21 protein-coding genes are annotated in these 24,771 nt (G+C 70.9%); 7 read left to right on the top strand and 14 right to left on the bottom strand.

Annotated features, from left to right (window positions below; translation table 11 throughout):
• Window positions 1-188: 188 nt before the first annotated feature.
• Entirely contained in the window at window positions 189-1,187 is a 999-nt protein-coding gene (locus BY998_RS08260) for a GNAT family N-acetyltransferase (RefSeq protein ID WP_110351157.1), read from the top strand.
• A 14-nt stretch (window positions 1,188-1,201) separates the two neighbouring features.
• Entirely contained in the window at window positions 1,202-2,506 is a 1,305-nt protein-coding gene (locus BY998_RS08255; protein ID WP_110351156.1) for a lipopolysaccharide biosynthesis protein, read from the top strand.
• Window positions 2,507-2,526: 20 nt separating this feature from the next.
• Here the strand turns inward: BY998_RS08255 and BY998_RS08250 are convergent, their stop codons facing one another.
• The 4 genes from BY998_RS08250 to BY998_RS08235 all read right to left on the bottom strand — a co-directional run bounded on the left by BY998_RS08250 (window position 2,527) and on the right by BY998_RS08235 (window position 9,255).
• Window positions 2,527-3,579, bottom strand: a complete 1,053-nt coding sequence (locus BY998_RS08250) for a patatin-like phospholipase family protein (protein WP_110351155.1) — start codon at window positions 3,577-3,579, stop codon at window positions 2,527-2,529.
• Window positions 3,580-3,870: 291 nt separating this feature from the next.
• Window positions 3,871-7,080 carry an error-prone DNA polymerase gene (locus BY998_RS08245; RefSeq protein ID WP_110351154.1) on the bottom strand — a complete coding sequence of 1,070 codons (3,210 nt, stop codon included), beginning with the start codon at window positions 7,078-7,080 and terminating at the stop codon, window positions 3,871-3,873.
• Complete coding sequence (locus tag BY998_RS08240; protein WP_181425459.1) at window positions 7,077-8,579, bottom strand: DUF6504 family protein; 1,503 nt, start codon at window positions 8,577-8,579, stop codon at window positions 7,077-7,079. The genes BY998_RS08245 and BY998_RS08240 overlap by 4 nt, the downstream gene beginning before the upstream one ends.
• Window positions 8,494-9,255 (bottom strand): damage-inducible mutagenesis protein, encoded by a 762-nt coding sequence (locus tag BY998_RS08235; protein ID WP_110351153.1) that lies wholly within the window; start codon window positions 9,253-9,255, stop codon window positions 8,494-8,496. Before BY998_RS08235 ends, BY998_RS08240 begins: the two co-directional genes overlap by 86 nt.
• Before the next feature lie 404 nt (window positions 9,256-9,659).
• Here BY998_RS08235 and BY998_RS08230 point away from each other — a divergent pair, with 404 nt between their 5' ends.
• Window positions 9,660-10,064 carry a response regulator gene (locus BY998_RS08230; protein WP_110351152.1) on the top strand — a complete coding sequence of 135 codons (405 nt, stop codon included), beginning with the start codon at window positions 9,660-9,662 and terminating at the stop codon, window positions 10,062-10,064.
• A gap of 275 nt (window positions 10,065-10,339) precedes the next feature.
• On the opposite strand, the gene BY998_RS08225 is transcribed toward BY998_RS08230, so the two are convergent.
• The 8 genes from BY998_RS08225 to BY998_RS08190 form a co-directional block, all read right to left on the bottom strand.
• A complete protein-coding gene (locus tag BY998_RS08225; protein ID WP_110351151.1) occupies window positions 10,340-10,801 on the bottom strand; it encodes a peptidylprolyl isomerase in 462 nt (153 codons plus the stop codon).
• Between the two features lie 3 nt (window positions 10,802-10,804).
• A complete protein-coding gene (locus tag BY998_RS08220; protein WP_110351150.1) occupies window positions 10,805-11,239 on the bottom strand; it encodes a hypothetical protein in 435 nt (144 codons plus the stop codon).
• A gap of 76 nt (window positions 11,240-11,315) precedes the next feature.
• Complete coding sequence (locus BY998_RS08215) at window positions 11,316-11,858, bottom strand: peptidylprolyl isomerase (RefSeq protein ID WP_110351149.1); 543 nt, start codon at window positions 11,856-11,858, stop codon at window positions 11,316-11,318.
• Between the two features lie 6 nt (window positions 11,859-11,864).
• On the bottom strand, window positions 11,865-12,389 hold the full coding sequence (coaD, locus tag BY998_RS08210) for a pantetheine-phosphate adenylyltransferase (RefSeq protein ID WP_110351148.1): 525 nt from the start codon (window positions 12,387-12,389) through the stop codon (window positions 11,865-11,867).
• 311 nt (window positions 12,390-12,700) lie between these two features.
• Window positions 12,701-15,433 (bottom strand): DNA gyrase subunit A, encoded by a 2,733-nt coding sequence (gene gyrA / locus BY998_RS08205; RefSeq protein WP_110351147.1) that lies wholly within the window; start codon window positions 15,431-15,433, stop codon window positions 12,701-12,703.
• A 310-nt stretch (window positions 15,434-15,743) separates the two neighbouring features.
• Window positions 15,744-16,349 carry a molybdenum cofactor guanylyltransferase MobA gene (gene mobA / locus BY998_RS08200; RefSeq protein WP_181425464.1) on the bottom strand — a complete coding sequence of 202 codons (606 nt, stop codon included), beginning with the start codon at window positions 16,347-16,349 and terminating at the stop codon, window positions 15,744-15,746.
• A gap of 26 nt (window positions 16,350-16,375) precedes the next feature.
• Window positions 16,376-17,497, bottom strand: a complete 1,122-nt coding sequence (locus tag BY998_RS08195) for an Mrp/NBP35 family ATP-binding protein (RefSeq protein WP_110351146.1) — start codon at window positions 17,495-17,497, stop codon at window positions 16,376-16,378.
• Window positions 17,498-17,632: 135 nt separating this feature from the next.
• Complete coding sequence (locus BY998_RS08190) at window positions 17,633-17,911, bottom strand: hypothetical protein (RefSeq protein WP_110351263.1); 279 nt, start codon at window positions 17,909-17,911, stop codon at window positions 17,633-17,635.
• A gap of 146 nt (window positions 17,912-18,057) precedes the next feature.
• Between BY998_RS08190 and BY998_RS08185 the strand changes: the two genes are divergently transcribed.
• The 4 genes from BY998_RS08185 (at window position 18,058) to BY998_RS08170 (ending at window position 20,641) form a co-directional block, all read left to right on the top strand.
• The gene (locus BY998_RS08185) at window positions 18,058-18,561 is read left to right on the top strand and encodes a pyridoxamine 5'-phosphate oxidase family protein (protein ID WP_110351145.1); all 504 of its coding nucleotides are present in this window, start codon (window positions 18,058-18,060) and stop codon (window positions 18,559-18,561) included.
• Between the two features lie 156 nt (window positions 18,562-18,717).
• Entirely contained in the window at window positions 18,718-20,016 is a 1,299-nt protein-coding gene (locus BY998_RS08180; RefSeq protein ID WP_110351144.1) for a nicotinate phosphoribosyltransferase, read from the top strand.
• A gap of 107 nt (window positions 20,017-20,123) precedes the next feature.
• Window positions 20,124-20,351, top strand: coding sequence for a hypothetical protein (locus BY998_RS08175; protein WP_110351143.1), 228 nt, complete (start codon window positions 20,124-20,126; stop codon window positions 20,349-20,351).
• Window positions 20,348-20,641 (top strand): type II toxin-antitoxin system RelE/ParE family toxin, encoded by a 294-nt coding sequence (locus BY998_RS08170; protein WP_110351142.1) that lies wholly within the window; start codon window positions 20,348-20,350, stop codon window positions 20,639-20,641. The genes BY998_RS08175 and BY998_RS08170 overlap by 4 nt, the downstream gene beginning before the upstream one ends.
• 48 nt (window positions 20,642-20,689) lie before the next feature.
• On the opposite strand, the gene BY998_RS08165 is transcribed toward BY998_RS08170, so the two are convergent.
• Window positions 20,690-22,084: an RtcB family protein gene (locus BY998_RS08165; protein ID WP_110351141.1), complete on the bottom strand. Its 1,395-nt coding sequence runs from the start codon at window positions 22,082-22,084 to the stop codon at window positions 20,690-20,692.
• 69 nt (window positions 22,085-22,153) lie between these two features.
• Entirely contained in the window at window positions 22,154-23,761 is a 1,608-nt protein-coding gene (locus BY998_RS08160; protein ID WP_110351140.1) for a TROVE domain-containing protein, read from the bottom strand.
• Window positions 23,762-24,771 lie beyond the last annotated feature (1,010 nt).

Below are 24,771 nucleotides of genomic sequence, written 5' to 3'. Positions count from 1 at the left end.
TGTATCCGATCACGAGCGGCGATGAAATCTGGATTATCTAGGCTCCTCGGACGTGCTCCCCTTTCGTGTAAGCTTGGACGACGATTTCGGGCTCCGGCCATACCCTGGCCTACCCCTTGCGGTCGAAGGAGGGGCGGGGCAACGACTGTCCCGCGCCGGGACAGCCGGCAGGGACGAGGGTGTTCAGGGTGGTTCATCTCACGGTCGCCGACCTCACGGACGATCCCGATTGGGACGCGTCGGTCTGGCGGCAGACGGGAGCCAACATCTACGCTTCGCGGCGTTGGGGCGACTACAAGAGCCGCGTCGGCTGGGACGTGAGGCGCGTCGCCATCCGTGCCCGCGACGGGCAGGCGCTCGCCTATGCGCAGTACCAGCGCCGCCGCCGCGGCCTCGGGCACTTCGTCCTGGCGCAGGGCTGCCCGGTCCTGACGCAGCTCGGGGCCGGGCGGGCGGAGGCGGTGTTCGGCGCCCTCCTCAGGCATCTCGATCTCGGCCGCTTCGATCTGCTCGGCGTGAACTACCAGCAGTTCCAGACCAAGCCCGCGGTGCTGGCCCTGCTCGGCCACGGCTTCGCCCCGGTCGTCACCGTGCGCACGCATACGCTGGAACTCGACCTCACCCGCGAGGCCGCGCAGATCCGGGCGAGCATGGAGGGGCGCTGGCGCGACGTGCTGCGCGACGCCGAGCGCAATCCGGATCTTGAGGCCGCCTTCCTCTCCGAGCCGGCCGCGCGGCTGGCCGCCTTCGACACCTTCAGCCGCTTCTACGGCGAGCTGAAGCGGCGCAACGGCTTCGGCAACAGCCTCGAGCCTGAGGCCTTCCGCGATCTGGCCGCCTCCGACCCGAACCTGCTCTTCCTGGAGATGCGGGAGAAGGGCGTGCCCATCCTCGTGCGGATCATCCACCGGACGGCCGAGCGCTGGACGGATTTCTACGTCGCCTCGAACGGGCGCGCCCGGGCCACCGGGGCCGGCCGCCTCGCCCTCTGGCGCCTGATCGAGCGGGCCAAGGCGGAGGGGTGCCGCATCCTCGACCTCGGCGGCATCGATCCGGGCGGCAATCCCGGCGTCTACGAATTCAAGCGGGGCGTCAGCCGCGACGTCGTCCCGGCCGACCCGCTCTGGCTGTTCAGCCGAACACGTCTGATGCGAGACGCCGCGACAGCCTTCCTGGCCTCGCGCTGAATCAGGATGCCCCGATGACCGTCCTGTCCTCCGCCTCGCTTCTGCCTGGACGCTTGCTCCAGCTCGTCCGCCGGCCGCCGGCGGCGCTGGTCTCCCTCGCCGACCAGGGGGTGGTCAGCGGCTTCGGCTTCGTCAGCGGCATCGTGGCCGCCCGCCTGCTCGGCATCGTCGAGTTCGGGCATTTCGCGATGATCATCATCGTGCTCACCTTCGCCCAGTCGCTGCACAACGCGCTCATCACCGCCCCGATGATGACGCTGGTGGGCGCGCGCAGCGGCGTCTCGAAGGCCTACGGCGCCACCATCCTGGCCGGCGCCTTCCTGCTCTCGGCGCCGGGCGCGGCCTTCGTGATGGCGGCGCTCCTGATCGGCGGGATGGGGCCTGAGACCCTCCTGGCCGCCTGCGCCCTGATGCTGGCGCAGAACCTCCAGTTCACCTTGCGCCGCCTGCTCTTCGCCGCGGGCAAGGGCGTGCAGGCCCTGTTCATGGATTTTGCCCGGGCGGCGAGTTTTCCCCTCGTCGCCGTGCTGATCTGGCTGGAGCACGACGTGATCGGCGGCAACGGCTACGTCTGGCTGCTCGCCGCGACCTCGTTCGTCACCAGCCTGCCCTTCGTCGTCGCGGTCGGCCGGCCGATCCTGAGGCGGCCCCGCAGCCTGCGGCTCGGCGCGGTCACCCGGCGCCACATCCCGCTCGGGCGCTGGCTCCTGCCGATCGTATTCGTCACCTTCGTGCAGGAGCAGCTGATCTGGCTCGTGGCGGGCTCGGTGCTGGGCCTCGAAGCGCTCGGCGGCCTGCGGGCGGCGCAATATCTCGTCGGGCTCGTGCTGCTGCTGCTCGCGGCCACCGAGAACGTCCTGCCCGTCGCCGCCTCGCGCGCCTACGCGGAGGGCGGCGAGACGGCGTTGCGCCACTACATGCTGCGGACCGGGGTGAAGCTCGGCATTCCCGTCGTGACGATCCTGGTGGTGCTCGCCGGTCCCGGCGAATTGTGGCTGGGGCTGATCTTCGGGCCGGAATACGCGGCCTACGCCAACTGCCTGCGGGTGCTCGCGGTGGGCGTCGTGGTGGTGATGGTGCGCGACCTCGCCTCCAACTACTTCCGGGCCAAGCGGAACACCCGGGTGATCTTCGAATCCCTCTTCGTGAGCATGCTCGTCTCGCTCGCCGTCGTGATCCCGCTGATGCGCAACGGAGGCGTCAGCGGCGCGGCGGCGGCGGTGATCGCCGGGCACACCGCCTCCCTGATCTACCTCTTGGTGGCGGGGTGGCGGCAGTCGCGCCCGGCCCGGTCCCGGACGGCGCCGGCACCGACCTGACGCGGACGCTCCCGCCGGGCTCAGGCACCGACGGGGTAGGGGCCCTCGTAGACGAAGCGCCGGCCTTCGGGCGCCCGCTCCGTCGGCCGGCCCGCCAGCCGGTCCAGCCCCCGGACCATGTCGCGGCTGCCGGCCTGCCAGCGGTCGCGGATGGAGGAGGGCGAGAAGTCGAAGCTCTTGGCCGCGAGCTGGTCGGCGCCGGCCTGGTGGACGAGGTGCAGGAGCGTGACGCCCGGGCCCGCGGGGTCGAGCCGCTCCCGCAGGGCGTAGGTGCGGGCGAGCCCGGTGATCGCGCGCCGGGCCGCGCTGGCGAAGATGAGGTCGTTGGCCCGCTCCAGCACCGCGTCCAGGGAGCCGGGCGGGTCGGCCTGCAGGCTGAACAGGTCGAGGGCGATGCAGAGCAGGTCGCGCGGGGGCTCGGTCTCGAACAGCGGGTCGAGGGGCAGGTTGTTGGTGTAGCCGATATCGCAGAGCAGCCGGCCGTCCACCTCGACCGGCGGGAAGGCGGGAAGGATCGCGGCACTCGCCAGGATGTGCTCGGGCCGGATCGTGCCGCGGTGGTTGTCGAAATAGACCTCCTCGCCCGTCGCCACGTCCACGCAGGCGACCGTGAGGCGCGTCTCGCCCCGGTTCAGCCGCTCGAAATCGACGAGCCGGCCGATCGTCCCGAGCAGGGGCGCGTGATCGAACAGGGCGACGTCGTTGGGCACCCAGGGCAGGGCCGACCACAGCCCCGGCAGCCGGTGCCGGAAGATGCTGGGCCGTCCCCAGGCGAGCGCCAGCAGGGCGTGCATGGCGTTGTAGTACTGGCGCGGCTTCAGGAGATCGGTTCCGGTTAGGCCGGTCTGCTGCGTCGCCTCCTCCCAGAAGGCGCGCAGCCGTGGCACCCGGTCCTCCGGCGCGTTGCCGGCAATGATGGCGCCCATGATGGCGCCCATCGAGGCGCCGACCACCCAGCCGGGCCGGATGCCGCGGTCCTGGAGGATCTCGAAGGCCCCCGCATGGTAGGCGCCGAGCGCGTTGCCGCCGCCGAGCACCAGGGCGATGTCGCGGGTGGGTAAGGCTGTGTCCATCGGTGGGGTCGGTCTTTCCTCGGTGAGCGGGATCGAAGGGGAAACACGGCCGGCCTCAGGCTGCGGCGGCGGCGCCGTCAGGCAGGCGCAGGCCGGGCGCGATCTCCGCCGAGTCCCAGGCGACATCGATCCCGTTCCAGATCTCGCGCATCGGCGGCTCCCGTCCTGGCTTCCGGCCGTCCCGGGGTCCGGGGCGCCGGCACGAGTCCGGAGACGCGCTCGGCCGATCCGCGCCCCCTCGGCGGCTCCGGGGCAAACCCGAGAGCGGCGCGAAGGGTTCGGACCGATTCCTCAGCGGAAATTCCGCGCCCGCACCGGCAGCGTCCCCCCGCGGGGATCGGGCCGGACGCTCTGGCCGGTCTCGTCGCCGCGCCCGGTGCGCAGGACGAGGCCGTCCTCCTCCTCGCCGATCCGCCGCAGCAGGCCGGAGCGGTCGAACAGCTCTTGCGCCACGAGGTGGATCACCTCGCCCACCCGCTGCACCCGTCCGCGGCAGGCCATCAGCCGGGCACCGAGCACGACCCGGCGCTGGCGCTCGAACAGCTCGGGCCGGACGATCAGGTTGGCGATGCCGGTCTCGTCCTCGAGGGTCATGAACATCGTGCCCTTGGCCGAGCCGGGCCGCTGGCGCATCAGCACGATCCCGGCCACCACGATCCCCGCCCCGTTGCCGGCCCGCTCCAGCGCCGCGCAGGGCCGCGCGCCCAGCCCCGCCAGCGTCCCGCGCAGGAAGGCGAGGGGGTGGGCGCGCAGGCTGAGCCCCTTGGCGCGATAATCGGCGACGACCTCGCCGCCCGCGCTCATCGCCGGCAGCGATACGGCGGGCTCGGCGGCCTGCGCCGGCTCGGCCTGCATCGGTGCGGACAGGGCGGCGAAGAGCGGCAGGGGCTCGGGCCGCAGGGCCTTGACCGCCCAGGCGGCCTCGCGCCGGTTGAGGCCGAGCGAGCGGAACGCGTCGGCCCGCACGAGGCAGGTCAGGCCGGCCACCGGGATGCCGGCCCGGTCCGCCAGTTCGGGCAGGGAGGCGAAGGGGCGCCCTCCTCGCATCTTCGCCAGATGCCGCCCGTCCCGTTCGGCCAGGCCGCCGGCGAGGCGCAGGCCCAGGCGCACCGCGAACAGTTTCCGTTTGTCCCCGAGCGATTCGAGGGTGCAGTCCCACTGCGAACAATTCACGTCGAGCGGGCGGATCTCGACGCCGTGGGCGCGGGCGTCGCGCACGATCTGCGCGGGCGCGTAGAAACCCATCGGCTGCGCGTTCAGCAACGCGGCGCAGAACACATCCGGGTGGTGGCACTTCATCCACGACGAGGCGTAGGCCAGGAGCGCGAAGGAAGCGGCGTGGCTCTCGGGGAAGCCGTAGGACCCGAAACCTTCGAGCTGCTTGAAGGTGCGCTCGGCGAAGTCGCGGGCGTAACCATTCGCGACCATGCCTTCGACGAGGCGGCTCTGGAAGCGGTGGACGCCGCCGGTGAACTTGAAGGTCGCCATGGAGCGGCGCAGCTCGTCGGCCTCCGTAGCCGAGAAGCCGGCGCCGACCATCGCCACCTGCATCGCCTGCTCCTGGAACAGCGGCACGCCCAGCGTCTTCTCCAGCACCTTCTTCAGCTCGGGCGTCGGGTAGGTCACCTCCTCGAGCTTTTCCCGGCGGCGCAGATAGGGGTGGACCATGTCGCCCTGGATCGGACCGGGGCGCACGATCGCCACCTCGATGACGAGGTCGTAGAACTTGTCCGGCTTCATCCGCGGCAGCATCGCCATCTGCGCGCGGCTCTCGATCTGGAACACGCCGAGGGTGTCGGCGCGCCGGATCATCGCGTAGGTCGGTCCGTCATCCGGCGGGATCGAGGCGAGGTCGTGCGGGTCGTTCTTGACCTCGGCCAATAGGTCGAAGGCGCGGCGCAGGCAGCCCAGCATGCCGAGCCCCAGGACGTCGACCTTCATGAACTTGAGGGCGTCGATGTCGTCCTTGTCCCACTCGATGACCTGACGGTCGGCCATGGCCGCGGGCTCCACCGGCACCAGCTCGTCGAGCCGGTCCAGCGTCAAGACGAAGCCGCCGGGATGCTGGGAGAGGTGGCGCGGCGTGCCGATCAGCTCACGGGCGATCTCCAGCGTCAGGCGCAGGCGCCGGTCGTCGGGGTTGAGGTTGAGTTCGCGCAATTCGCGCTCGCCGACGCCCTCGCTGCTCCAGGACCAGGTCATGCGGTTGAGGGCGCCGGTCACGTCCTCGGGCAGGCCCATCACCTTGCCGACCTCGCGCAGGGCGCCCCGCGAGCGGAAGCGGCTGACGATGGCGGTGAGCGCCGAGCGGTGGCGGCCGTAGGTCTGAAAGATCCACTGGATCACCTCTTCGCGGCGCTCGTGCTCGAAATCGACGTCGATGTCGGGCGGCTCGCGGCGCGCCTCCGAGACGAAGCGCTCGAACAGCAGGTTCTGCCGCGTCGGATCGATCGAGGTGATGCCGAGACAGAAGCAGACCGCGGAATTGGCCGCCGAGCCGCGCCCCTGGCACAGGATCTTTTCGCGATTGGCGAAGGCGACGATGGATTCGACCGTGAGGAAGTAGGGGGCGTAGGCCAGCCGCCCGATCAGGTCGAGTTCGTGGCGCAACTGCCGCGTGACATCCTCCGGCACGCCGGCCGGATAGCGCCGTTTCGCGCCGGCCCAGGTCAGGACGTCCAGTCGCTCCTGCGGTGAGAGCCCGTCCTCGCGGGCTTCCGTCGGGTAGGTGTAGGCGAGGTCGTCCAGCGAGAAGCGGCAGGCCGCCGCGATCTCGCCCGCCCGCGCCAGCGCCTCGGGAAAGCGCGCGAACAGGCGCGCGGTCTCCTCAGGGGGTTTGAGGAAGCGGTCGGCGTGACGCTCCTTGGCAAAGCCCGCCCGGTCGATGGTGAGCCCGAGCCGGATGCAGGTCACCACGTCCTGCAGGCGGCGGCGCCCCGCCACGTGGTAGAGGATGTCGCCCGTGGCGACGCACGGCACCCGCGCGGCGCGGGCGGCGGCGGCCAAGGCGTCGAGCCGGTCCGCGTCGTCGGGCCGGAAGCGGCGGGTCAGCGCGCAGGACGCGCGGGCGCCAAATGTTTTTTTGAGTTGGACGAGGTCGCCCGGCAGCGTCGGCTCCGGCCGTTCGGCGAGCAGGATCGCAAAAAACCCCTCCTGCCACGCTTCGAGCTCGCGCCAGGTCAGGCGGCAGCGGCCCTTGCCGCCGCGGGCCTTGCCCAGGCTGAGCAGGCGGCAGAGCCGGCCGTAGGCGGCCCGGTCGGTCGGATAGACGAGCAGCGGCGAAGACAGATCGTCGAGGTCGAGCCGGCAGCCGACGACGAGGCGCACGCCCGTGACCTTCGCCGCTTGATGCGCCCGCACCATCCCCGCGAGCGAGCCGTGATCGGTGACCCCGAGCGCCGGGATGCCGAGCAGGCTTGCTGCGGAAAAAAGCTCCTCCGGGCTCGAGGCGCCGCGCAGGAAGGAGAAGTGGGTCGTGACCTGAAGCTCCGGCGTGCTCACGCCTCGCCGAGCCCGTGCAGCCACCAGCGGCCGTTGGCCTGCATCGGTCCGTCGCGGAACAGCCAGAAGCGCTCGCCCGCCTCCGTCTCGACCCGGTAATAGTCGCGCGTCAGGTCGGCCTCCGCATCCGCCACCCACCACTCGCCGAGGATGCGCTCCGGCCCGTCGGCCCGGGCGATAAGGTGGCGGGTGTTGCGCCAGACAAAGAAGAGCGGCGGCGCGTCGGGGATCTCGGCCATCGCCGTAACCGGCTCGGGGGGCGCCAGGAGGCGGGCCGGGCGCGGCAGATCGGTGGGCCAGACCGCGCCGAGGGGGGCGGCGAGCGCCGGCACGCGGCGCACCGCCCGCTCGGGCAGGTCGCTCTCCACGGGTGCCAGCCGGTAGACGCGGGCGGCGCCGAGGCGCACCAGCAGGGTATCGACCAGGGCGGCGAGGTCGGGCGCCTGCGGGCCGGCGGCGAGATGCGTGTCCTGCCGCTCGGCCAGGGGTTCGACCCGCGAGGCGGAGAGCACAGCCTCCTCGATGCCGAAGCCGGGATCGACAAGCGGAAGGCGCTCGCCGAGCAGCCGGGCAAGGTGGGCGGCGTCGCGGCTCGGCCCCGCCGTGCCGATCCGGATCGCCTGGTCGAGACGATCGACGCGGGCGAAGACGAGGTCGAGGCGTCGTGCCCCGAGGCCGCGCCGCTCCAGGTCCGGCACGAGCCGGGCGCAGAGGTCGGCCACGATTCGCTCCAGGCTCTCGCGGGCGCCGACCGGCTCGGCGAAGCGCAGGGCCACGCGCGGCGTCTCCGGCGCGGCGAGCGCCGTCAGCGGCTCCGGCTCGCGGCCCAGCGCCCGGTCGAGGCGGAACAGCAATTCGGCGCCGAAGCGCAGTCGCAACGACGCCCGAGGCTTGTCGAGGAGGTGGCCCACGCGGGTGATGCCGACGTCCTGCAACGCCCGCACCGCCTCGAAACCGAGCCGCAGGGCCGCCACCGGCAGCCCCGTGGTCGCTTGCCCCGCCCCGCCCCGGGGCACGATCCCGCCCTCGCCGAAGCGGGCCACCCCCCAGGCGCAGCCCGGCGCGTCGGCGATCGCCAGCCGCGCCAGGATCCCCGACCGCTCCAGGCGAGCGGACAGGTCGGCGAGCAGGGGCGCCTCGCCGCCGTGGAGATGGGCGGCGCCGGTGATGTCGATCATCAGGCCGTCGGGCGGGTCGAGGGCGACGATCGGCGCGTAGCGCTGGCACCACAGGCCGAGCCGCGCCAGGGCCGCCGCATCGGCGGCCTCGTCGGCGGGGACGAGGTGCAGCCCGGGAACCAGAGCCCCGGCGTGGGCCGCGCTCATGCCCGGATGCAGGCCGAGGCGGCGGGCGGCGGCGTCCACGCCGGCGAGCCCGCGCCGGGCACCGTCCTGCGCCACGGTGGCGAGAGGCTCATCCGGCGGCGCGGCGCTGGACCCGCTCCGGCGCAGCCGGTCGGTCGGCCAGGACGGCAGGTACAGCGAGACGACCCTGCGCATCGCAAGCCTCCACGATCCAAGCTCCCGGCGCCCCACCGCGGCAGCGCTGCAAGTCGAGCCGCCAGCGAGGCCGGCCCATTCGACGGTTCGTTCCCTCCGAGGGAGCGGGCGCCACCCGCCATCGGGTTCGCGCGGCGGAGGGCTCCGGCTCGGCCGCCTCGCCCGCGCAGAGGCGGTGCACCACCAGCGCGGTGACGCCCGAGCCCTCCGCCGCGAGTTGGAGCCGGCGCGAGGGCGTGAGCGCCATGCGGGTGAGTTCGCCGACGACGCCGGCGAGCCCGCGATGGCGCAGGCCCTCCTCCATGGCCGGCAGCACCTCCGCGTCGCGCCAGGTCTCGCAATAGACCACCCGGTCGGGATGCAGCCCGACCCGGGCCAGCGCGGGCGCGAACAGGTCGCGGCTGTGCAGGCACCACAGCACAGGCCCGTCGAGCCGGGCGAGGATGCCGCCGGCGAACAGCACCGCGGCGGCGGCGTAGCGCCCGCGCGGACCGCTCTCGTGGATCTGGTGGAGCGCCCCGAGCGCCAGCCCGCCCCCGGGCAGGGCCGCGTCGAGCCCCGAAACGCCGAAGGGCAGGGCGCGGGGATCAGGCGCCTCGCGGCCGCCCCCGGCGCGGTCCGTCAGCCGGCGAAGCTCGGCCAGCGTCGGCGCGTCGGAGGAGCGGGGAGGGGGCATGGGCGAGGGTTCAGAGGGGTTCAGGGAAGCGTTGTTCAGAACAAACAGAGAACACACCTGAGCCGTAACCCGTCAACCGCTCCTTCGTTGCGATCCCTGTTGAAAATGCGGATTTTATTCCGCGCCTTCACTTGACTGGTGAGTCGATGGGAATTGCTGGTTGAGCCCTGCACGGAGGGCGGGTGCGGGCCGTCTATCCCCGTCGAAAGCGCATGCGCTCAGGACGGCAATGCAACAAAACTGCCCGCTGTTGCCGTTGAACGACAGACGTTCGGCCCCACCGTTCTATCGTATCTTCTGCCGGGGACTGTGCCGGAGGATGTCGCGCGGGAGCTCCCGTCCGCGTCGTCCTCGCGGGTTCGGAGGTACCGGGGCCATAGGCGGCGGGTCATGAGTGACGGGTCATGAGCGACACACGACCCACGGGCCGCAAGCCCGTCATCCTCGTCGTCGAGGACGAGCCCGACGAGCGCTTCCTCGCGGCCGAGCTGCTGGAGGAGAAGGGCTTCGAGGTGATCGAGGCCGAGACCGCCGAGCGTGCCCTCGACATCCTGCATGAGCGGGGCGACGGGATCGACGTGGTGTTTTCCGACGTGCGCACGCCGGGCACGATCGGCGGCTTCGAACTCGCCCGGATCATCGGCGTGACCTGGCCGCGCATCCGCCTGCTGCTGACCTCGGGCGATGCGGGCGATCAGCCGAGCGACCTGCGCGTCACCGCGACCTTCATGCCCAAACCCTGGCGGGCGCCGGAAATCCTGACTTGGCTCGAAGAGGCCGCGGGGCTCAAGGAGCCGCCGGAGGGTTGAGCCGCGGCGGCTCGTGTCCCTCCTCTGGGAGGCGGGAGCGGGGTTATCGCGGCCCTATACGGTGTCCGGTTGATCGCATCGGCTTCGCGATCTGCTCGCGCTGTGCCGCAGGGGTGACTGGCAGGCCGCGCGGATCACGGGATGGACGCCCGCTTCCGGGCGGTGAGCCGATGGTTGCTTCCGGCCTGAGCGGCCTCCGGCAAGGCTCAGCTACTTTGAATCTGCACTTCAAAGTCCCCGGAAACCGACGGAGGGTCGGCTTCCGGGGGCCGGTCTTACGCCGCGGCGACGGTCGCCTTCACGATCCGATCGGGCTCGCGCACGGGCTCGCCGCGCTTGATCGTGTCGACCACTTCCATGCCCTCGATCACCTTGCCCCACACCGTGTACTGGCGGTCGAGGAAGCGGGCATCGGAAAAGCAGATGAAGAACTGCGAGTTGGCCGAGTGCGGGAAATTGGTGCGCGCCATGGAGCAGGTGCCGCGCACGTGCGGCTCGGCGTTGAACTCGGCGTTGAGATCCGGCAGGTCCGAACCGCCCGAGCCGGTGCCGGTCGGGTCGCCGGTCTGGGCCATGAAGCCGTCGATGACCCGGTGGAACGGCACGCCGTCGTAGAAGCCCTGGTTGGCCAGGGTCTTGATGCGCTCGACGTGGTTGGGCGCGAGGTCGGGACGCAGCGCGATGACGACGCGGCCCTTGGTGGTCTCCAGGACGATGGTCTCGTTGGTCTCTGCCATGGCTTAAATTCCCTGTCCTCTGGGTCCGTCGTAGATGAAGCGCAGCGCCAGGGGGCGCCCCGCAATGGCTCCGCCGAGGCCCGGCTTGAGCCGGACCGGGGTGCAGCGGGCGATCGCGTCGAGCGTCGCCCGCACCAGGATCTCCCGCACCCGCTCGTCGCCGGGCGCCTGGGCGAAGGTGATCCGCGGCGTGCCGATCACCGAGCCGTCCCGGCGCAGCGAGAGGCGCGCCGTGATCTCCGCCCGCTCGAACCGGCCGAGGCCCTCGGGCACCTTCCAGCAGGCGGCGAGCGCCGGGTAGAGCGCCCGCAGGGTGTCGGCCGGCGCCGCCGTCCCGCCCGCGGGCAGCGGCACCCGCTGCGTGCCCCGCAAGGTCTGGGGGAGGGTGCGCCAGGGTTCAATGCCCTCGAACGCATCCGCCCCGCCCGGCCAGAGCAGGGCGGGAAGCGCCGCGAGGGCGAGGGCCCCGCGGCGAAGGGGGGAGCGCCCGGCTATCGGTCCTCTCCCGGACGCGTCATTGGCCGAGCGACATCTTCACGATCTTGTCGGGGTTCTGCACCGAGCCGTTGTCGCTCTTGGAGCCCTTCTTGATCTTGTCGACCACGTCCATGCCCGAGGTGACCACGCCGACCACGGTGTAGTTGTTGTTCAGGAACTCCGCGTCGCCGATGCAGATGAAGAACTGCGAATTGGCCGAGTTCGGGCTGCCCGAGCGGGCCATGCCGACGGTGCCGCGCTTGAACGGGGCCGAGGAGAACTCGGCGGGGATGTTGGGCAGGCTGGAGCCGCCCGTGCCGTTGCCCTTCGGGTCGCCGGTCTGGACCATGAAGCCGTCGATGACGCGGTGGAACTTCAGGCCGTCGTAGAAGCCCTGTGAGACCAGCGTCTTGATCTGCTTGACGTGCTTGGGCGCGATCTCCGGGCGCAGCTCGATGGTGACGCGCCCGTCCTTGGTCTCGAGAATGACGGTGTTCTCGCCCGCCAGCGCGGGCAGCGAGAGGGCGGCCGAGAAGACGGCACCGAGAGCGAGGCCGAGGACGGCGTGGCGGCGGTTCATGCGGGGTTAGGCTCCAGCGTTGGGGTCGGAGGGTTTGGCGAAGCGGGCGGCGAGCCGCGCGGCGACGACCGGGGGCACGAAGGGCGAGACGTCGCCGCCCATGGCCGCGATCTGGCGGACCAGGGTGGCGGTGATCGGCCGCACGCCCGTGGAGGCGGGCAGGAACACGGTCTGGACCTCGGGGGCCATCGCGCCGTTCATGCCGGCCAATTGCATCTCGTAGTCGAGATCGGTGCCGTCGCGCAGGCCCCGGATGAACAGGCGCGCCCCGCAGCGCCGGGCGGCGGAGACGGCGAGGTCGTCGAAGGGGATGACCTCCAGGCTCGCGCCCTCGGCAGCCGCGAGCGGCCCACAGGTCTCGCGAAGCAGTTCGGCGCGCTCGTCCGCCGTGAACAGCGGGGCCTTGCCCGGATGCACGCCGATGGCCAGCACCAGCCGCGGCACGAGCCGGCAGGCCTGCCGCACCACGTCGAGATGGCCGTTGGTGACCGGATCGAAGGAGCCGGCGTAGAGCGCTGTACGGGTCGTCACGGGGAGGGGCGTAGAGCATTTTGGGGCCGAACGGAACCCGACCGGCTCTTCACGCTCCGTCATCCCGGGGCCGCGCAACGGAACCCGGAAGCGACCCGCGACGTGCGGCGATCGAGATCACAGGGCGAGGCGATCGACGGCGCAGATCAAACGACCCTCAATCCGGGTCGCCGTAGGCGAACCCGGCATCCACGATTGGACCCGACACCATGCCTGGGCCGCGCATCGCGGGTGGATCCCGGGTTCCGCGTCGCGGCCCCGGGATGACGGAGCGTGAGGGAAACGAACGCGCTCCCTCACGAGACCGCCGCTCAGACGGCCTCTTCCTCGCCGTTCTCGTCCTCACCCTCGATGTGCTCGACCGAGACCACCTTCTCGGCCTTGTCGGTGTTGAACACCGTCACGCCCTGCGAGGCGCGGCCGACGATGCGGATGTCGTCCACCGGCACGCGGATGAGCTGGCCGGCATTGGTGACCAGCATGATCTGGTCGGACGCCTCCACGGGGAAGGAGGCGACGAGGTTGCCGTTGCGGGCGTTGACCCGCATCGCGGTGATGCCTTTGCCGCCCCGGCCCGAGGTCCGGTACTCGTAGGACGAAGAGCGCTTGCCGAAGCCCCGCTCGGACAGGGTCAGCACGAACTGCTCCGCGGCCCCCATCTCGTTGTAGCGCTCCAGCGAGATCGCCGTGGCCTCCGAAGCCTCCTCGGCCTCGGCCGGCTCCGCCTCCGCCTCGCCCGCGTCGCCGATCACGGCCCGGCGCATCTTGAGGTAGCCGGCCCGCTCCTCGGGGCTCGCGTCGAAGGCGTTGAGGATCGCCATCGAGATGACTTTGTCGTCCTTGGCGAGGTTGATCCCGCGCACGCCGGTCGAGTCGCGGCCCTTGAAGACGCGCACGTCCTCGACGGGGAAGCGGATGCACTGGCCGAGCGCGGTGGTGAGCAGCACGTTCTGCTCCGGCCGGCAGATCTCGACATGGACGATGTGGTCGCCCGGATCGAGCTTCATCGCGATCTTGCCGTTGCGGTTCACGACCGTGAAGTCCGACAGCTTGTTGCGACGGACGTTGCCGGAGGCGGTGGCGAACATCACGTCGAGCGTATCCCAGGAGGTCTCGTCCTCGGGCAGCGGCATGATGGTCGAGATGCGCTCGCCCTCGTTCTGCAGGTGCAGGATGTTGACGAGGGCCTTGCCGCGGGCGTTCGGGGCGGCGATGGGCAGGCGCCAGACCTTCTCCTTGTAGGCCTGACCCTGGTCGGAGAAGAACAGCACCGGGGTGTGGGTCGAGGCCACGAACAGCCGCGTGACGAAATCCTCGTCGCGGGTCGCCATGCCGGAGCGACCCTTGCCGCCGCGCTTCTGCGCCCGGTAGGTCGAGAGCGGCACGCGCTTGACGTAGCCGGCATGGGACACGGTCACGACCATGTCCTCGCGGGCGATCAGATCCTCATCCTCGACGCTGAAGTCGGAATCGATGATCTCGGTCCGGCGCGGGGTGGCGAATTGCTCGCGAACCTCGGCCAGCTCCGCCTTGACGATGGCCTGGACGCGCAGGCGCGAGCGCAGGATGTCGAGGTAGTCGGCAATCTCGTCGGCGAGCTTCTTCAACTCGTCGCCGACCTCGTCACGGCCGAGAGCCGTGAGGCGCTGCAGGCGCAGGTCGAGGATCGCGCGGGCCTGGATCTCCGAGAGCCGGTAGGTGCCGTCCTCGGCCACCCGGTAGCGCGGGTCGTCCACCAGCGCGATCAGCGGGGCGATGTCCTGGGCCGGCCAGTCGCGGGCCATCAGCGCCTCGCGGGCGGTGTTCGGGTCCGGCGAGGTGCGGATCAGGCGGATCACCTCGTCGATGTTGGCGACCGCGATGGCCAGACCGCACAGGACGTGGGCGCGCTCGCGCGCCTTGTTGAGCAGGAACTTGGTGCGCCGGGAGACGACCTCCTCGCGGAAGTCGTTGAAGGCCAGCAGCAGGTCCTTCAGGTTCATCAACTCGGGGCGGCCGCCGTTCAGCGCCACCATGTTGCAGCCGAACGAGGTCTGCAGCGGCGTGTAGCGGTAGAGCTGGTTCAGGACGACGTCGGCCATGGCGTCGCGCTTGATCTCGACCACGATGCGCATGCCGTCGCGGTCGGATTCGTCGCGCAGGTCCGAGATGCCCTCGACGCGCTTCTCCTTGACCAGCTCGGCGATCTTCTCGACCAGCGTCGCCTTGTTCACCTGATACGGGATCTCGGTGAAGATCAGGGCCTCGCGCTCCTTGCGCAGCTCCTCCACGTGGGACTTCGCCCGCATGATGATGGAGCCGCGGCCCGTGGTGTAGGCCTGCCGCGTGCCGGCCCGGCCGAGGATCAGGCCGCCGGTCGGGAAGTCGGGACCGGGCACGATCTCGTTGAGCGCCTCGATGGTCAGGCTCGCATCGTCGATGAGGGCGATGCAGGCGTCGATGAGCTCGCCGAGATTGTGCGGCGGGATGTTGGTGGCCATGCCCACCGCGATGCCGCCCGCACCGTTGACCAGCAGGTTCGGGAAGCGGGCCGGCAGGACGGTCGGCTCCTCGTGCTCCCCGTCGTAGTTGGCCTGGAAATCGACGGTGTTCTTGTCGATGTCCGAGAGGAGCGCGCTGGCGGGCTTGGCCAGGCGCGATTCGGTGTAGCGCATGGCCGCGGCCGGATCGCCGTCGACCGAGCCGAAATTGCCCTGCCCGTCGATGAGCATCAGGCGCATCGAGAAGTCCTGCGCCATGCGGACCAAGGCGTCGTAGATCGATTGGTCGCCGTGCGGATGGTACTTACCGATCACGTCGCCGACGATGCGGGCCGACTTGACGTAGCGCCGCTCGGGCAGGTGCCCGCTCTCGTGGGCCGCGAACAGGATGCGCCGGTGCACCGGCTTGAGGCCGTCGCGCGCATCGGGCAGCGCGCGGCTCACGATCACACTCATCGCGTAATCGAGGTAGGAGCGGCGCATCTCGTCGGTGATGGAGACGGGCTTGATGTCGGTCGCGGGCGGGGGCGTGCCGGCGCCGGGTTGGTCCTTGTCGTCTGCCAACGTCGTTCTCTCGATCTACTGCTCGTTCCGACCGGAATCGGAAACACCGCGGACCCGGTCCCGCGGCCGATCCCGCCCGCGCCCTCATCCTGAGGTGCCCGCGGAAGGCGGGCCTCGAAGGATCCTCCCGTTCGCGGGCGATCCCTGGACGATCCGTCGAGGCCTCCGCTCGCGCTTCGGCACCTCAGGATGAGGGTAGGGGCAGGATGGACCGTGGCCGACCAAAGGCCGTCGTCTCAGTTACTTAAATATGAATTCCGAGGGGCTTGCACAACATCCGCGACCCTGCCGGCGGTGCGCTGTCGCCGCGTCAGGAAAGCCGCGCCAGCAGCGCCTCGGCCGCGGCCAGATCTTCCGGCGCGTTGAGGTTGAGGAAGGGATCGACGGGCTCGACCGGCCAGGAGGCGACGGCCGCCCCGTGCCGCTCGATGAAGCCGCCGACGCGCCGTTCGCCCGAAGCGAGCCAGCCGCGCAGATCCTCGCGCAGCGCCACCGGCCAGAGCGCGCTGGTGAAGTGGCGCCGCTCACCCGAGGCCGCCAGCGCGATCGGCCGATCCTCGGCTTGCGCGGCGGCGACGAGCCGGGCCACGAAGTCCTCGGGCAGGAACGGTGCGTCGCCGGGCACGCTGGCGACGTGGGTGACGCCGGGCAGCGTGGCGGCGGCCTCCAGTCCGGCGAGGATGCCAGCCAGCGGCCCGGGATGATCGGGCATCGTGTCGGGCAGGACGGCCCCGGAAAACACGTCGCGGAAGCGGGCGGGGTCACCGTTGGCGCTCAGCGCGAGGCCGCCCCGGCATTGCGGGGCCAAGCGTTCGGCGACCCGCTCCAGCAGGGTGCGTCCGGCCAGAACCTTCATGGGCTTGTCGCCCCCGCCCATCCGCCGCGACAAGCCGCCGGCCAGGATCAGGCCCACCATGCCCGAGCCGGAGACCGGGGCCGCGGTCACTCGATGACGATCCGGGGCGCCGCGCGGCCCGCGGGCGCGCCGCTGAGGTTGGCCCAGAGTTTCTGAGCGATCTCGCGGTAGATCCTGGCCTGCGGCCCGTCCGGATCGGTGGCGACCACGGGGCGGCCCGCATCAGAGGTCTCGCGGATCGCCATGGTCAGCGGGATCTCGCCGAGGAACGGCACCTCCAGGCGCTCGGCTTCGTGGCGGGCGCCGCCATGGCCGAAGATCGCCGAGGCGGTCCCGCAATTCGGGCAGATGAAGGTCGCCATGTTCTCGATCACGCCGAGGATCGGCACCGAGACCTTGCGGAACATGGTCACGCCGCGCCGCGCATCGATCAGCGCCAGATCCTGCGGCGTCGAGACGATGACGGCGCCCGAGAGCGGCGTCGCCTGCGCCATGGTGAGCTGCGCGTCGCCGGTGCCGGGAGGCATGTCCACGATGAGCACGTCGAGTTCGCCCCAGGCCACGTCGCGCAGCATCTGGGTGATGGCCGACTGCACCATCGGCCCGCGCCAGATCATCGCCGATTCCGGCTCGATCAGCAGCCCGATCGACATGGCCTTCAGCCCGTAGGCCTGCAGCGGCTCCAGGGTCTTGCCCTCGAGCACCCGCGGCTTGCCGGAGAGGCCGAGGAGCTTGGGCACGGACGGGCCGTAGATGTCGGCATCGAGCAACCCGACCTTCAGCCCCTGCGCGCTCAGACCGAGGGCGAGGTTGCAGGCGGTGGTCGACTTGCCGACGCCGCCCTTGCCGGAAGCCACCGCCACGATGTGGCGCACGCCCGGCAGCGCGTTGCCCTGGCGCGGCGGCGCGGGAGCGGCGGACGGGCGCGGGGCCGCGCCGGGGGGAGGAGCGTTCGGCGCCCGCTCCGAGGTCAGGCTCGCCAGCACGCTCGACACGCCGGGGAGCGCCAGCACGCGGCCCTCCGCCTCCCGCCGCACCGGCTCGAAGCGCTCGGCCTCGCTCGGATCGACGAGGATCGAGAACATCACCCGGTTGCCCGCGTCGATCACCACCTGCGAGAGCCGGCCGGAGCCGGGGAGGGTGGTGCCGCCGCGATCCACCGTGACGGTGGAGAGCGCCTTCAGCACGTCGTCGCGGGTGATGGCCAAGGGAGATACTCCACGCGGGATCGCTCGGTGTTTTCCTGCATGTAACCGAGACGACCGAGAACGCCAGACCCGACGGGAGCGCAAAATCTCCCGCAGGCTTCGCGGACGGTGCCGCCCGACGCCGGGGCCGGCAGCCTATCGCCCCGGTCGCCGTCCCGGCGGGATCGCGATCAGGTTGCACTCTTCCATCGGCCCGCGCACGACCGAGCCGTCGCCGCGCCGGTAGACGCCGCGGCGCACGTGCCGGCAGCCGACGGGGCCGCGCAGACGCTTCACCCGCTCGACGTGAACGCTGCGGTAGCGCCGGTTCGAGAAATCATGGCCGCCGATGCGCACGCCGGGGCCGAAGCGCACCTCGGCCGAGGCCGGCCCGAGCCCGACCATCAGCAGCACTGCAAGCAGCGCAACCCTCATCCGCTCCATCCGTCAACAGCTCCCGCATCGCGGCCTGAACCAAGACCGGCCTCGCTCGTTGTCGAGGCAATCGCCGGGTCGCCGAATGCCGACATGGCCTCGGCCGCCCGGCTCACGCCATTGCCGACAATCGGAGAACGTAATCCATGCACCAGGGCAACCATCGCGACCACGAGGGCGCGAAGAAGCTCTTCGAGCTGGTCAAGGACGTCAAGGTCGCGATGCTGACCACCGCCGATCAGGACGGGACGCTCAACAGCCGGCCGATGTGGAACAACGAGATCGACGAGAACGGCGACGTGTGGTTCTTCACCAAGCTGCACAGCCCGAAGACCGCCGAGATCGGCCGCGACAACCAGGTCAACCTCTCCTACTCGGACCCGTCGAGCCAGACCTACGTCTCGATCGCCGGCAAGGCCGAGGTGATCCGCGACCAGAAGCTGATCGACGAGAAGTGGCAGGAGAGCCTCAAGACGTGGTTCCCCAACGGTAAGGACGACCCCGAGGTCGGCCTGATCCGCATCCACCCCGAGCAGGGCGAGTACTGGGACAGCCCGTCTTCCACGATGGTCCACCTCTACGGCTACGTGAAGGCCTCGCTGACCGGGGAGAGCCCCAAGACCGAGACCAAGAAGGTCAACCTCGCCTGATTCCTTCGAGTTGGGCCGCGTGCCCTTCCCCGACGACCGGCGCTCCCGTCCCTGGCGGGGGCGCCTTTTTTGTCACGAGGCCCTGCGCCCGCCGGCGTTGATCCCCGGGGCGATCCGCCCCAAGCTCGGGCGACACTCCCCGAACACGGACGGCCCATGATCGACCTCGCGAAGCGGGTCTACGACCACAATTTCCGCATCGACCCGATCGTGCGCTCGCTGCTCGATACGGATTTCTACAAGCTCCTGATGGCGCAGATGATCTTCCGCCGCCACCGCGAGCTGAACGTCACCTTCGCGATCCAGAACCGCACGAAGAGCGTGCGGGTGGCCGACGAGATCGATCTCGGGGAATTGCGGGCGCAGCTCGACCACGCTCGCACGATCCGCCTGAGCCGGGGCGAATCCACCTGGCTGCGCGGCAACACCTTCTACGGCCGCCGCCAGATCCTCTCCTCCGAGTTCATGGCATGGCTCGAAGAGTTCCGCCTGCCGGACTACGAGCTGGAGGTGCGCGACGGCCAGGTGGCGCTGACCTTCCACGGTCCCTGGGTCGAGACCACGATGTGGGAGGTGCCCGCACTCGCGATCCTCAACGAGATGCGCTCCCGCGCCGTGCTGCGGGGGCTCGGCAAGTTCGAGCTGCAGGTGCTCTACGCCCGCGCCATGACCCGGGTCTGGGAGAAGATCGAGCGCCTGAAGCGCCTGCCCGACCTCTCCATCGCCGATTTCGGCACGCGCCGCCGCCACGGCTTCCTCTGGCAGGACTGGTGCGTCCAGGCGATGAACGAGGGCCTCGGCCAGCGCGCCTTCCTCGGCACCTCGAACTGCCTGATCGCCATGCGCCGCGAGGTCGAGGCGGTGGGCACCAATGCCCATGAGCTGCCGATGGTCTACGCCGCGCTCGCCGGCGACGACGAGGCGGCCCTGGCGGCCTCGCCCTACGCGGTGCTCGCCGACTGGCAGCAGGATTATGCCGGCAACCTGCTGGTGGCCCTGCCCGACACCTACGGCACCACCGGCTTCCTCGCGAGCGCCCCCGACTGGCTCACCGCCTGGACCGGCATCCGCATCGACTCGAAGGAACCGATCGCGGGCGGCGAGGAAGCCCTGGCCTTCTGGGAATCGCGGGGCTGCGACCCGCGGGAGAAGCTGGCGATCTTCTCCGACGGGCTCGACATCGACGACATCGAGGCCATCCACGCCCATTTCCACGGCCGCATGCGCATCGGCTACGGCTGGGGCACGCGGCTGACCAACGATTTTCGCGGCCTCGTGCCGGAGGGGCGGCTCGATCCGATCTCGGTCGTCTGCAAGGTGACGGAGGCCGAAGGCCGCCCGACGGTGAAGATCTCCGACAATCCGAGCAAGGCCCAGGGGCCGGCGGCGGAGGTCGAGCGCTACAAGCGGGTGTTCGGGGTCGAGGAGCAGGCCGCGATGGCGGTGGCGGTCTGAGCCGCTCAGCGGCCGCCGACGGCCTGCGAATGATCAGGTCCTATTCTGAAGAGCAAGCGCCAAGCAGGTCGGGTTCTCTCCAATCCGACGTCGTGCATAATGGAGGCATGACCGAGTTGCTGGAAAGAGCCATCGCACGCGTCCGCGCCCTCCCGCCCGAGACGCAGGATGATATGGCTCGCGTCCTTCTCAGTCTCGCCGGCGACGAGGAGCCGTCCGTTCCGCTCACACCGGACGAGGAAGCCTCGTTCGCCAGTTCCCGTGCTCAGGCCGCTCGTCGCGAATTTGCGACGGACGAGCAGGTGCGGGCGATCTGGGCGAAGCATGGCCTGTGAGACTGCGCTACACTCCGGACGCCGCCGCCGAGCTTGACGCGATTCTGACATACGTCGCGAGCCTGTCACCCCAAGGCGCTCGCCGCGTTCAGCGTCGCATCCAGGCGGCGATCGGCCTGCTCTTGCTGCATCCCTTGAGCGGGCACGCGACCAGCCTTCGGCCCATGCGCCGGATCGTGGCGACACCTTATCCCTACCTGATCTTCTACGAGGCGACCGAGGACGAAGTGGTGATTCTCGGCAACCGGCACGCTGCCCGCGACCCGGCCTCCATGCCCGGCACCTCCTGAGAAGGTCGCAAAAGGCGGCGCCGGGCTCATGCCCCGGCGCCGCCGTCACTACGTTTCCGCTTCGGCGGCCTTCGCCGCGCGCTTCGCCGCCGCCTTGCGCTTCCACGGCGCATCGGCCTCCCAATCGCCGGCCATGATGCAGCCGTAGGGCTCCACCGTGTCGACGACCTCGGCCAGATCGTACTTCGCGATCTGGGCACGTACGCTGCCCGCGTCCTTGTAGGCGCCCGGCAGCTCCGAGAGGTCCGGCCGCCCGCAGAAGAAGCGCACGTCGATGCCCTCGGGCAGGGCGGGCGCGTGCTCCCGCAGATAAGCCGTCCGGCTCATGTTGCGGCCCGCCCCGTGCGGGGCGAAGCCGAGCGAGGCCGCGTGGTCGCGGTGACGGGCGATCAGGATCGGCTCGGCCATGTTGAGCGGGATCAGCGTGCGCCCGTCATCATCGGCCGAGAACCCCTTCCACGACGGGGTCGCCCCCTTGCCGTGGTAGTAGAGCCCGTCCTCGCGGCGGAAGACGAAGTTGTGCTCGTTCCAGAACCGGTCCGCGACGGCGTTGCCGATCGTGCGCGCCACGAGGTCGTGGAGCGCGAAGTGGCTCGCCCTGGTCCAGTCCCGCACGATCTGCAGCGCCTCCCAATAGGCCCGGCCGTCATCGGATTCCGCCTTGATCCAGGCGTTGTGCGCCGGGATCCGCGGGGCGACGATCGCCGTGTGCCGGCGCGCCACCGCCATGCCCTTCTTGTAGAGCTGGGCCCCGAGCCCCCGCGAGCCGTGATGGGTGACGAGCGCCACCTGCCCCGTCGAGGCGAGATGCCCGACATAGGCGAAGTGGTTGCCGTCGCCCTGGCTCGCGAAATGGCCGACCGCCAAGTTCGCGAACTCGGCGAGGAAGCGGTTGCCCGCAACCCCCGCCATCACCGCGTCCGGCGGCGCGACCACGCCCTTGCGGCCGCCCGGACCGAAATGCGTGACCGCCTGCACGGCGTCGAGCACGCGCTTTGGGTCGTCGGCCCGGCGAAACACGGTGATCGCCACCGAGCAGCAGATGTCGGCCGAGTGGAAGCCCGGATGGATCGCGTCCGCGCAGGCGACCGCGCCGCCGACGGGGATCGTCCCCTCCGCGAAGCCCGACGGGCAGGCATCCGGCATCACCGCACCCCGCACGATGGTCGGCACCCGCATGAGCGCGTCCATGTGGCGGATGACAGCGGCCGCGTTCGCCCGCTCGGCCTCCGTCTCGGCGTCGAGGAAGACGCCGAAGTCCAGCGCGTTGGTGCGCATCGGGATCGGGTTCGCCGAGGGCTCGATGTCGCGCAGGTGCGCCAGGATCGCCGCGTCGTCCGCGCCCTCGGCGCGCATGCCGTTGGCGATGGCGACCGCCCGCTTGAACCACGCGCCGGGCTCGAAGCCCCAGGCGATGAGGTCACGTCCGTTGATCGCGGTCATGGTGCCGCTCCGTCTTCTTGAATTTTGGGAGTGGGGCGGGCGGCTCATCCGAGCCGTCCGCCCCTCACGTCATCCGCCGCGCAAAAAGTCCGCGATCAGCGCGGGCGCCGCCGTGTCGAAACCGACGACGTCGAGCATGCCCGCGTCGTCCGGGTCGGCGATGCTGAAGCCGTTGGAGACGAGCCCCACGACCACGAGCTTGGCCGGAATTCCGGTCTTCTCCCGGTATTCCCGCAGCGCCTCGACCGGGTGGACCGGGCCGGCCCAGGTCTCCGAGTCCGTGTAGACCACGAACGCGTCGGCCCGGACGCCCCGCTCCAGGGCCCACCGCATCGGCAGCGAGCAGTCCGTCCCGCCGAAGGGCAGGCCGTCGGTCGCCGCCACCGCCTGGTCGAGCCGCATCGACGGCCCGATCGGCAGCACGGTCAGCGCCGCCCCCTGGCTCCAGGGCTGGCCGGGCTCGGCGGTGAAGCCGAGAACCTGCCAGTGCTCCTCCGTCGCCGCGGTGACGAGCGCCATCGCGGCGGCCGCCTCGCGAGGCGTCAGCGAGGAGCCCGCGACCGCGCCGCAGCCCATCGAGCCCGAGACGTCCAGCGCCAGCACGAGACGCCGGCCCGTGGGCTCGACGTTCCCGAACGCGGTGTAGAACGCCGCGTTCAGTGCCTCGACGATGGCCCCGACCGGCTCCCAGGAGAGCCGGCCGCGCTGGCCGCGCCCGGACGCGTAGGTCTGGAGCGCGATCAGCAGCGCCATCGGGTGCAGGCGCGCCTTCAGCAGGCGCTCCCGGTCCGACAGCACGGACACCACGTGCGCGGTCGCCGCGGTGAAGGGGGCGAGCGCCCCCGAAGCGGTGAGCCGGCCGAGCTGGCGCACGAGGGCACCGACCGGCATGCGCTCGATCAGGGCCTCGTTCACCGCGCGGCTCGTCATCAGCCCGGTCGGCAGCGCCTCCCAGGGCAGACCGTGCGTGCGCACCTGCGCCGCCGCGAAGGCGCCGTCGACGCCCTCCGCCTGCACGCAAGCGAAGGCGTGGACGAGGGCGGGGGTCCCCTCGGTCAGCGTCCCGCGGCAGATCCAGTCGAACAGCGCCTTCCGGGCCGGCTCGTCCGTCTCCGGATGGGCCAGCCGCAGGAGGTCGCGGTGCGACCAGCCCTGGCGGGCGCGGTACTTCACCGCCTGGTAGGCGAGCGCGTCCACCGGACGCGCTCGGTACCAGTCGCCGACCGCGCGCCGGAGCGCCCGGCCCCAGCCGCGCATCGCCTCGACGGCGCCCGCGAACTGGAACAGATGCGTGCCGGTGCGGCAGACCCGGGGCAGGGCGGCCAGCGCCAGCCGGCGGGTGCCTTCCGCCTCCGCGGAGGCCGCGAGCGCGAGCGCGAAGATCGCCGGATTTTGCTTCGGAGCCCGGCCCGCCTCGCTCATCGCGACGATGGTCGCGACCGCCCGTGCCCCGTCCTCGGCAATGCAGCGCATCACCGCGACCGCGTTCTCCCGGGAGAGAGTCCGCTCGCCCGCGTAGTAGGAGCCGCCCTCCGAGCCCAGCATCAGGAAGCGGTCGAGCCGCGCCCAGTCGCTGACCGCGAAGACGTGGCCGCCGGCCGCATTCGGCACGGTGCGGGGAAGGGGCTCCGACTGCGGGGTGCGCCGGAGCGAGAACAGCTTTCCATAGTTCAACATCACTCGCTCCTCTCTCCACGGGGCTCTTTTGGGATTGTCCCCGAGGCTCGTTGCAGTCGCGCGGTCGTGAATCGTGCAAGGGATTCCAGCGCCTCGCGGCGCTCAGGATTCGAACCTCAGGACCAGATCACCCTCGCAATCCGGCCCACGCGACCGAATTCGTTCGTTCCGTCAGCGGCCGTGCGGGCATGGAGGGGAGACAGGAGGTCCGCTCGCGCGGCATGCGTCGCCCGTCCGCCACCCGGGCATCGGACCTCGCGGCCCGTGGGATTCGAACCCGGCCTCTCGGCCGACGATCACCTGTCTCCATCGGCCCGCACGGCCGATTCCTTGGTCAGTTCGCGCCCGCAGGCCGGACGGGTGTCCGGCTCGCGGGCCGCGCGGTCGTGGGGTGAGGAAAGGGGCGCTCTACCCGACTGAGCTACGGACCTTTCGGCCTGGCGGGCTTCGAACCCGCGACCACCTCATGAGGAATGACGACCTTTCCTCTTCGGCCCGCGCGGCGTCTAGAAATTTTTCCTACAACTCGGCCGCGAGCGATCCTGCGGTCATGGAGGTGGGGGACGGGTTTGCTGAGCTACAGGCGCAAGGCCCGGCGAAGATCGAATCCGCGACCTCCGCGGCGTGGGCCGCGGCGCTCTACCGGTAACCGTCCCCGTTCGGCCCGCAGGGGCCGCCGGGATGAGATGTGAGGTGATTCAAAAGACCGAGCCGGAGCGGCGGCCGCGCGGGCATGGGGGTGCGGACGGGAATGTCCTTGCGGACAACCGAGCCCTCCGCCCGAAGGCGTCGGGCGTTCGACTCCCTCAGATAACCGTCCGCTATCGGCCCGCGCGGCCGAATGGCTCCCATGCGGTCGGATTCGACCGCATCGGCCATGGCCGCTCCGACCCTGGACGGGCGAAAGCGGCGACGCGTAGGTCGTCGTGTTTCATGCCTTGCTCCGTCGAGGCGGGGCCAATGGGAGGCGCGGACGTATGAAGAGCGATCGGGGCTTCACGGTGCAGGTG

Origin of the sequence: Methylobacterium sp. B4 (assembly GCF_003201865.1) — a bacterium.
In the GTDB taxonomy this organism is placed as follows: Bacteria; Pseudomonadota; Alphaproteobacteria; order Rhizobiales; family Beijerinckiaceae; genus Methylobacterium.
The sequence above is the reverse complement of the archived record's forward strand: the minus strand, read 5'-3'. Positions and strand labels throughout refer to the sequence as shown.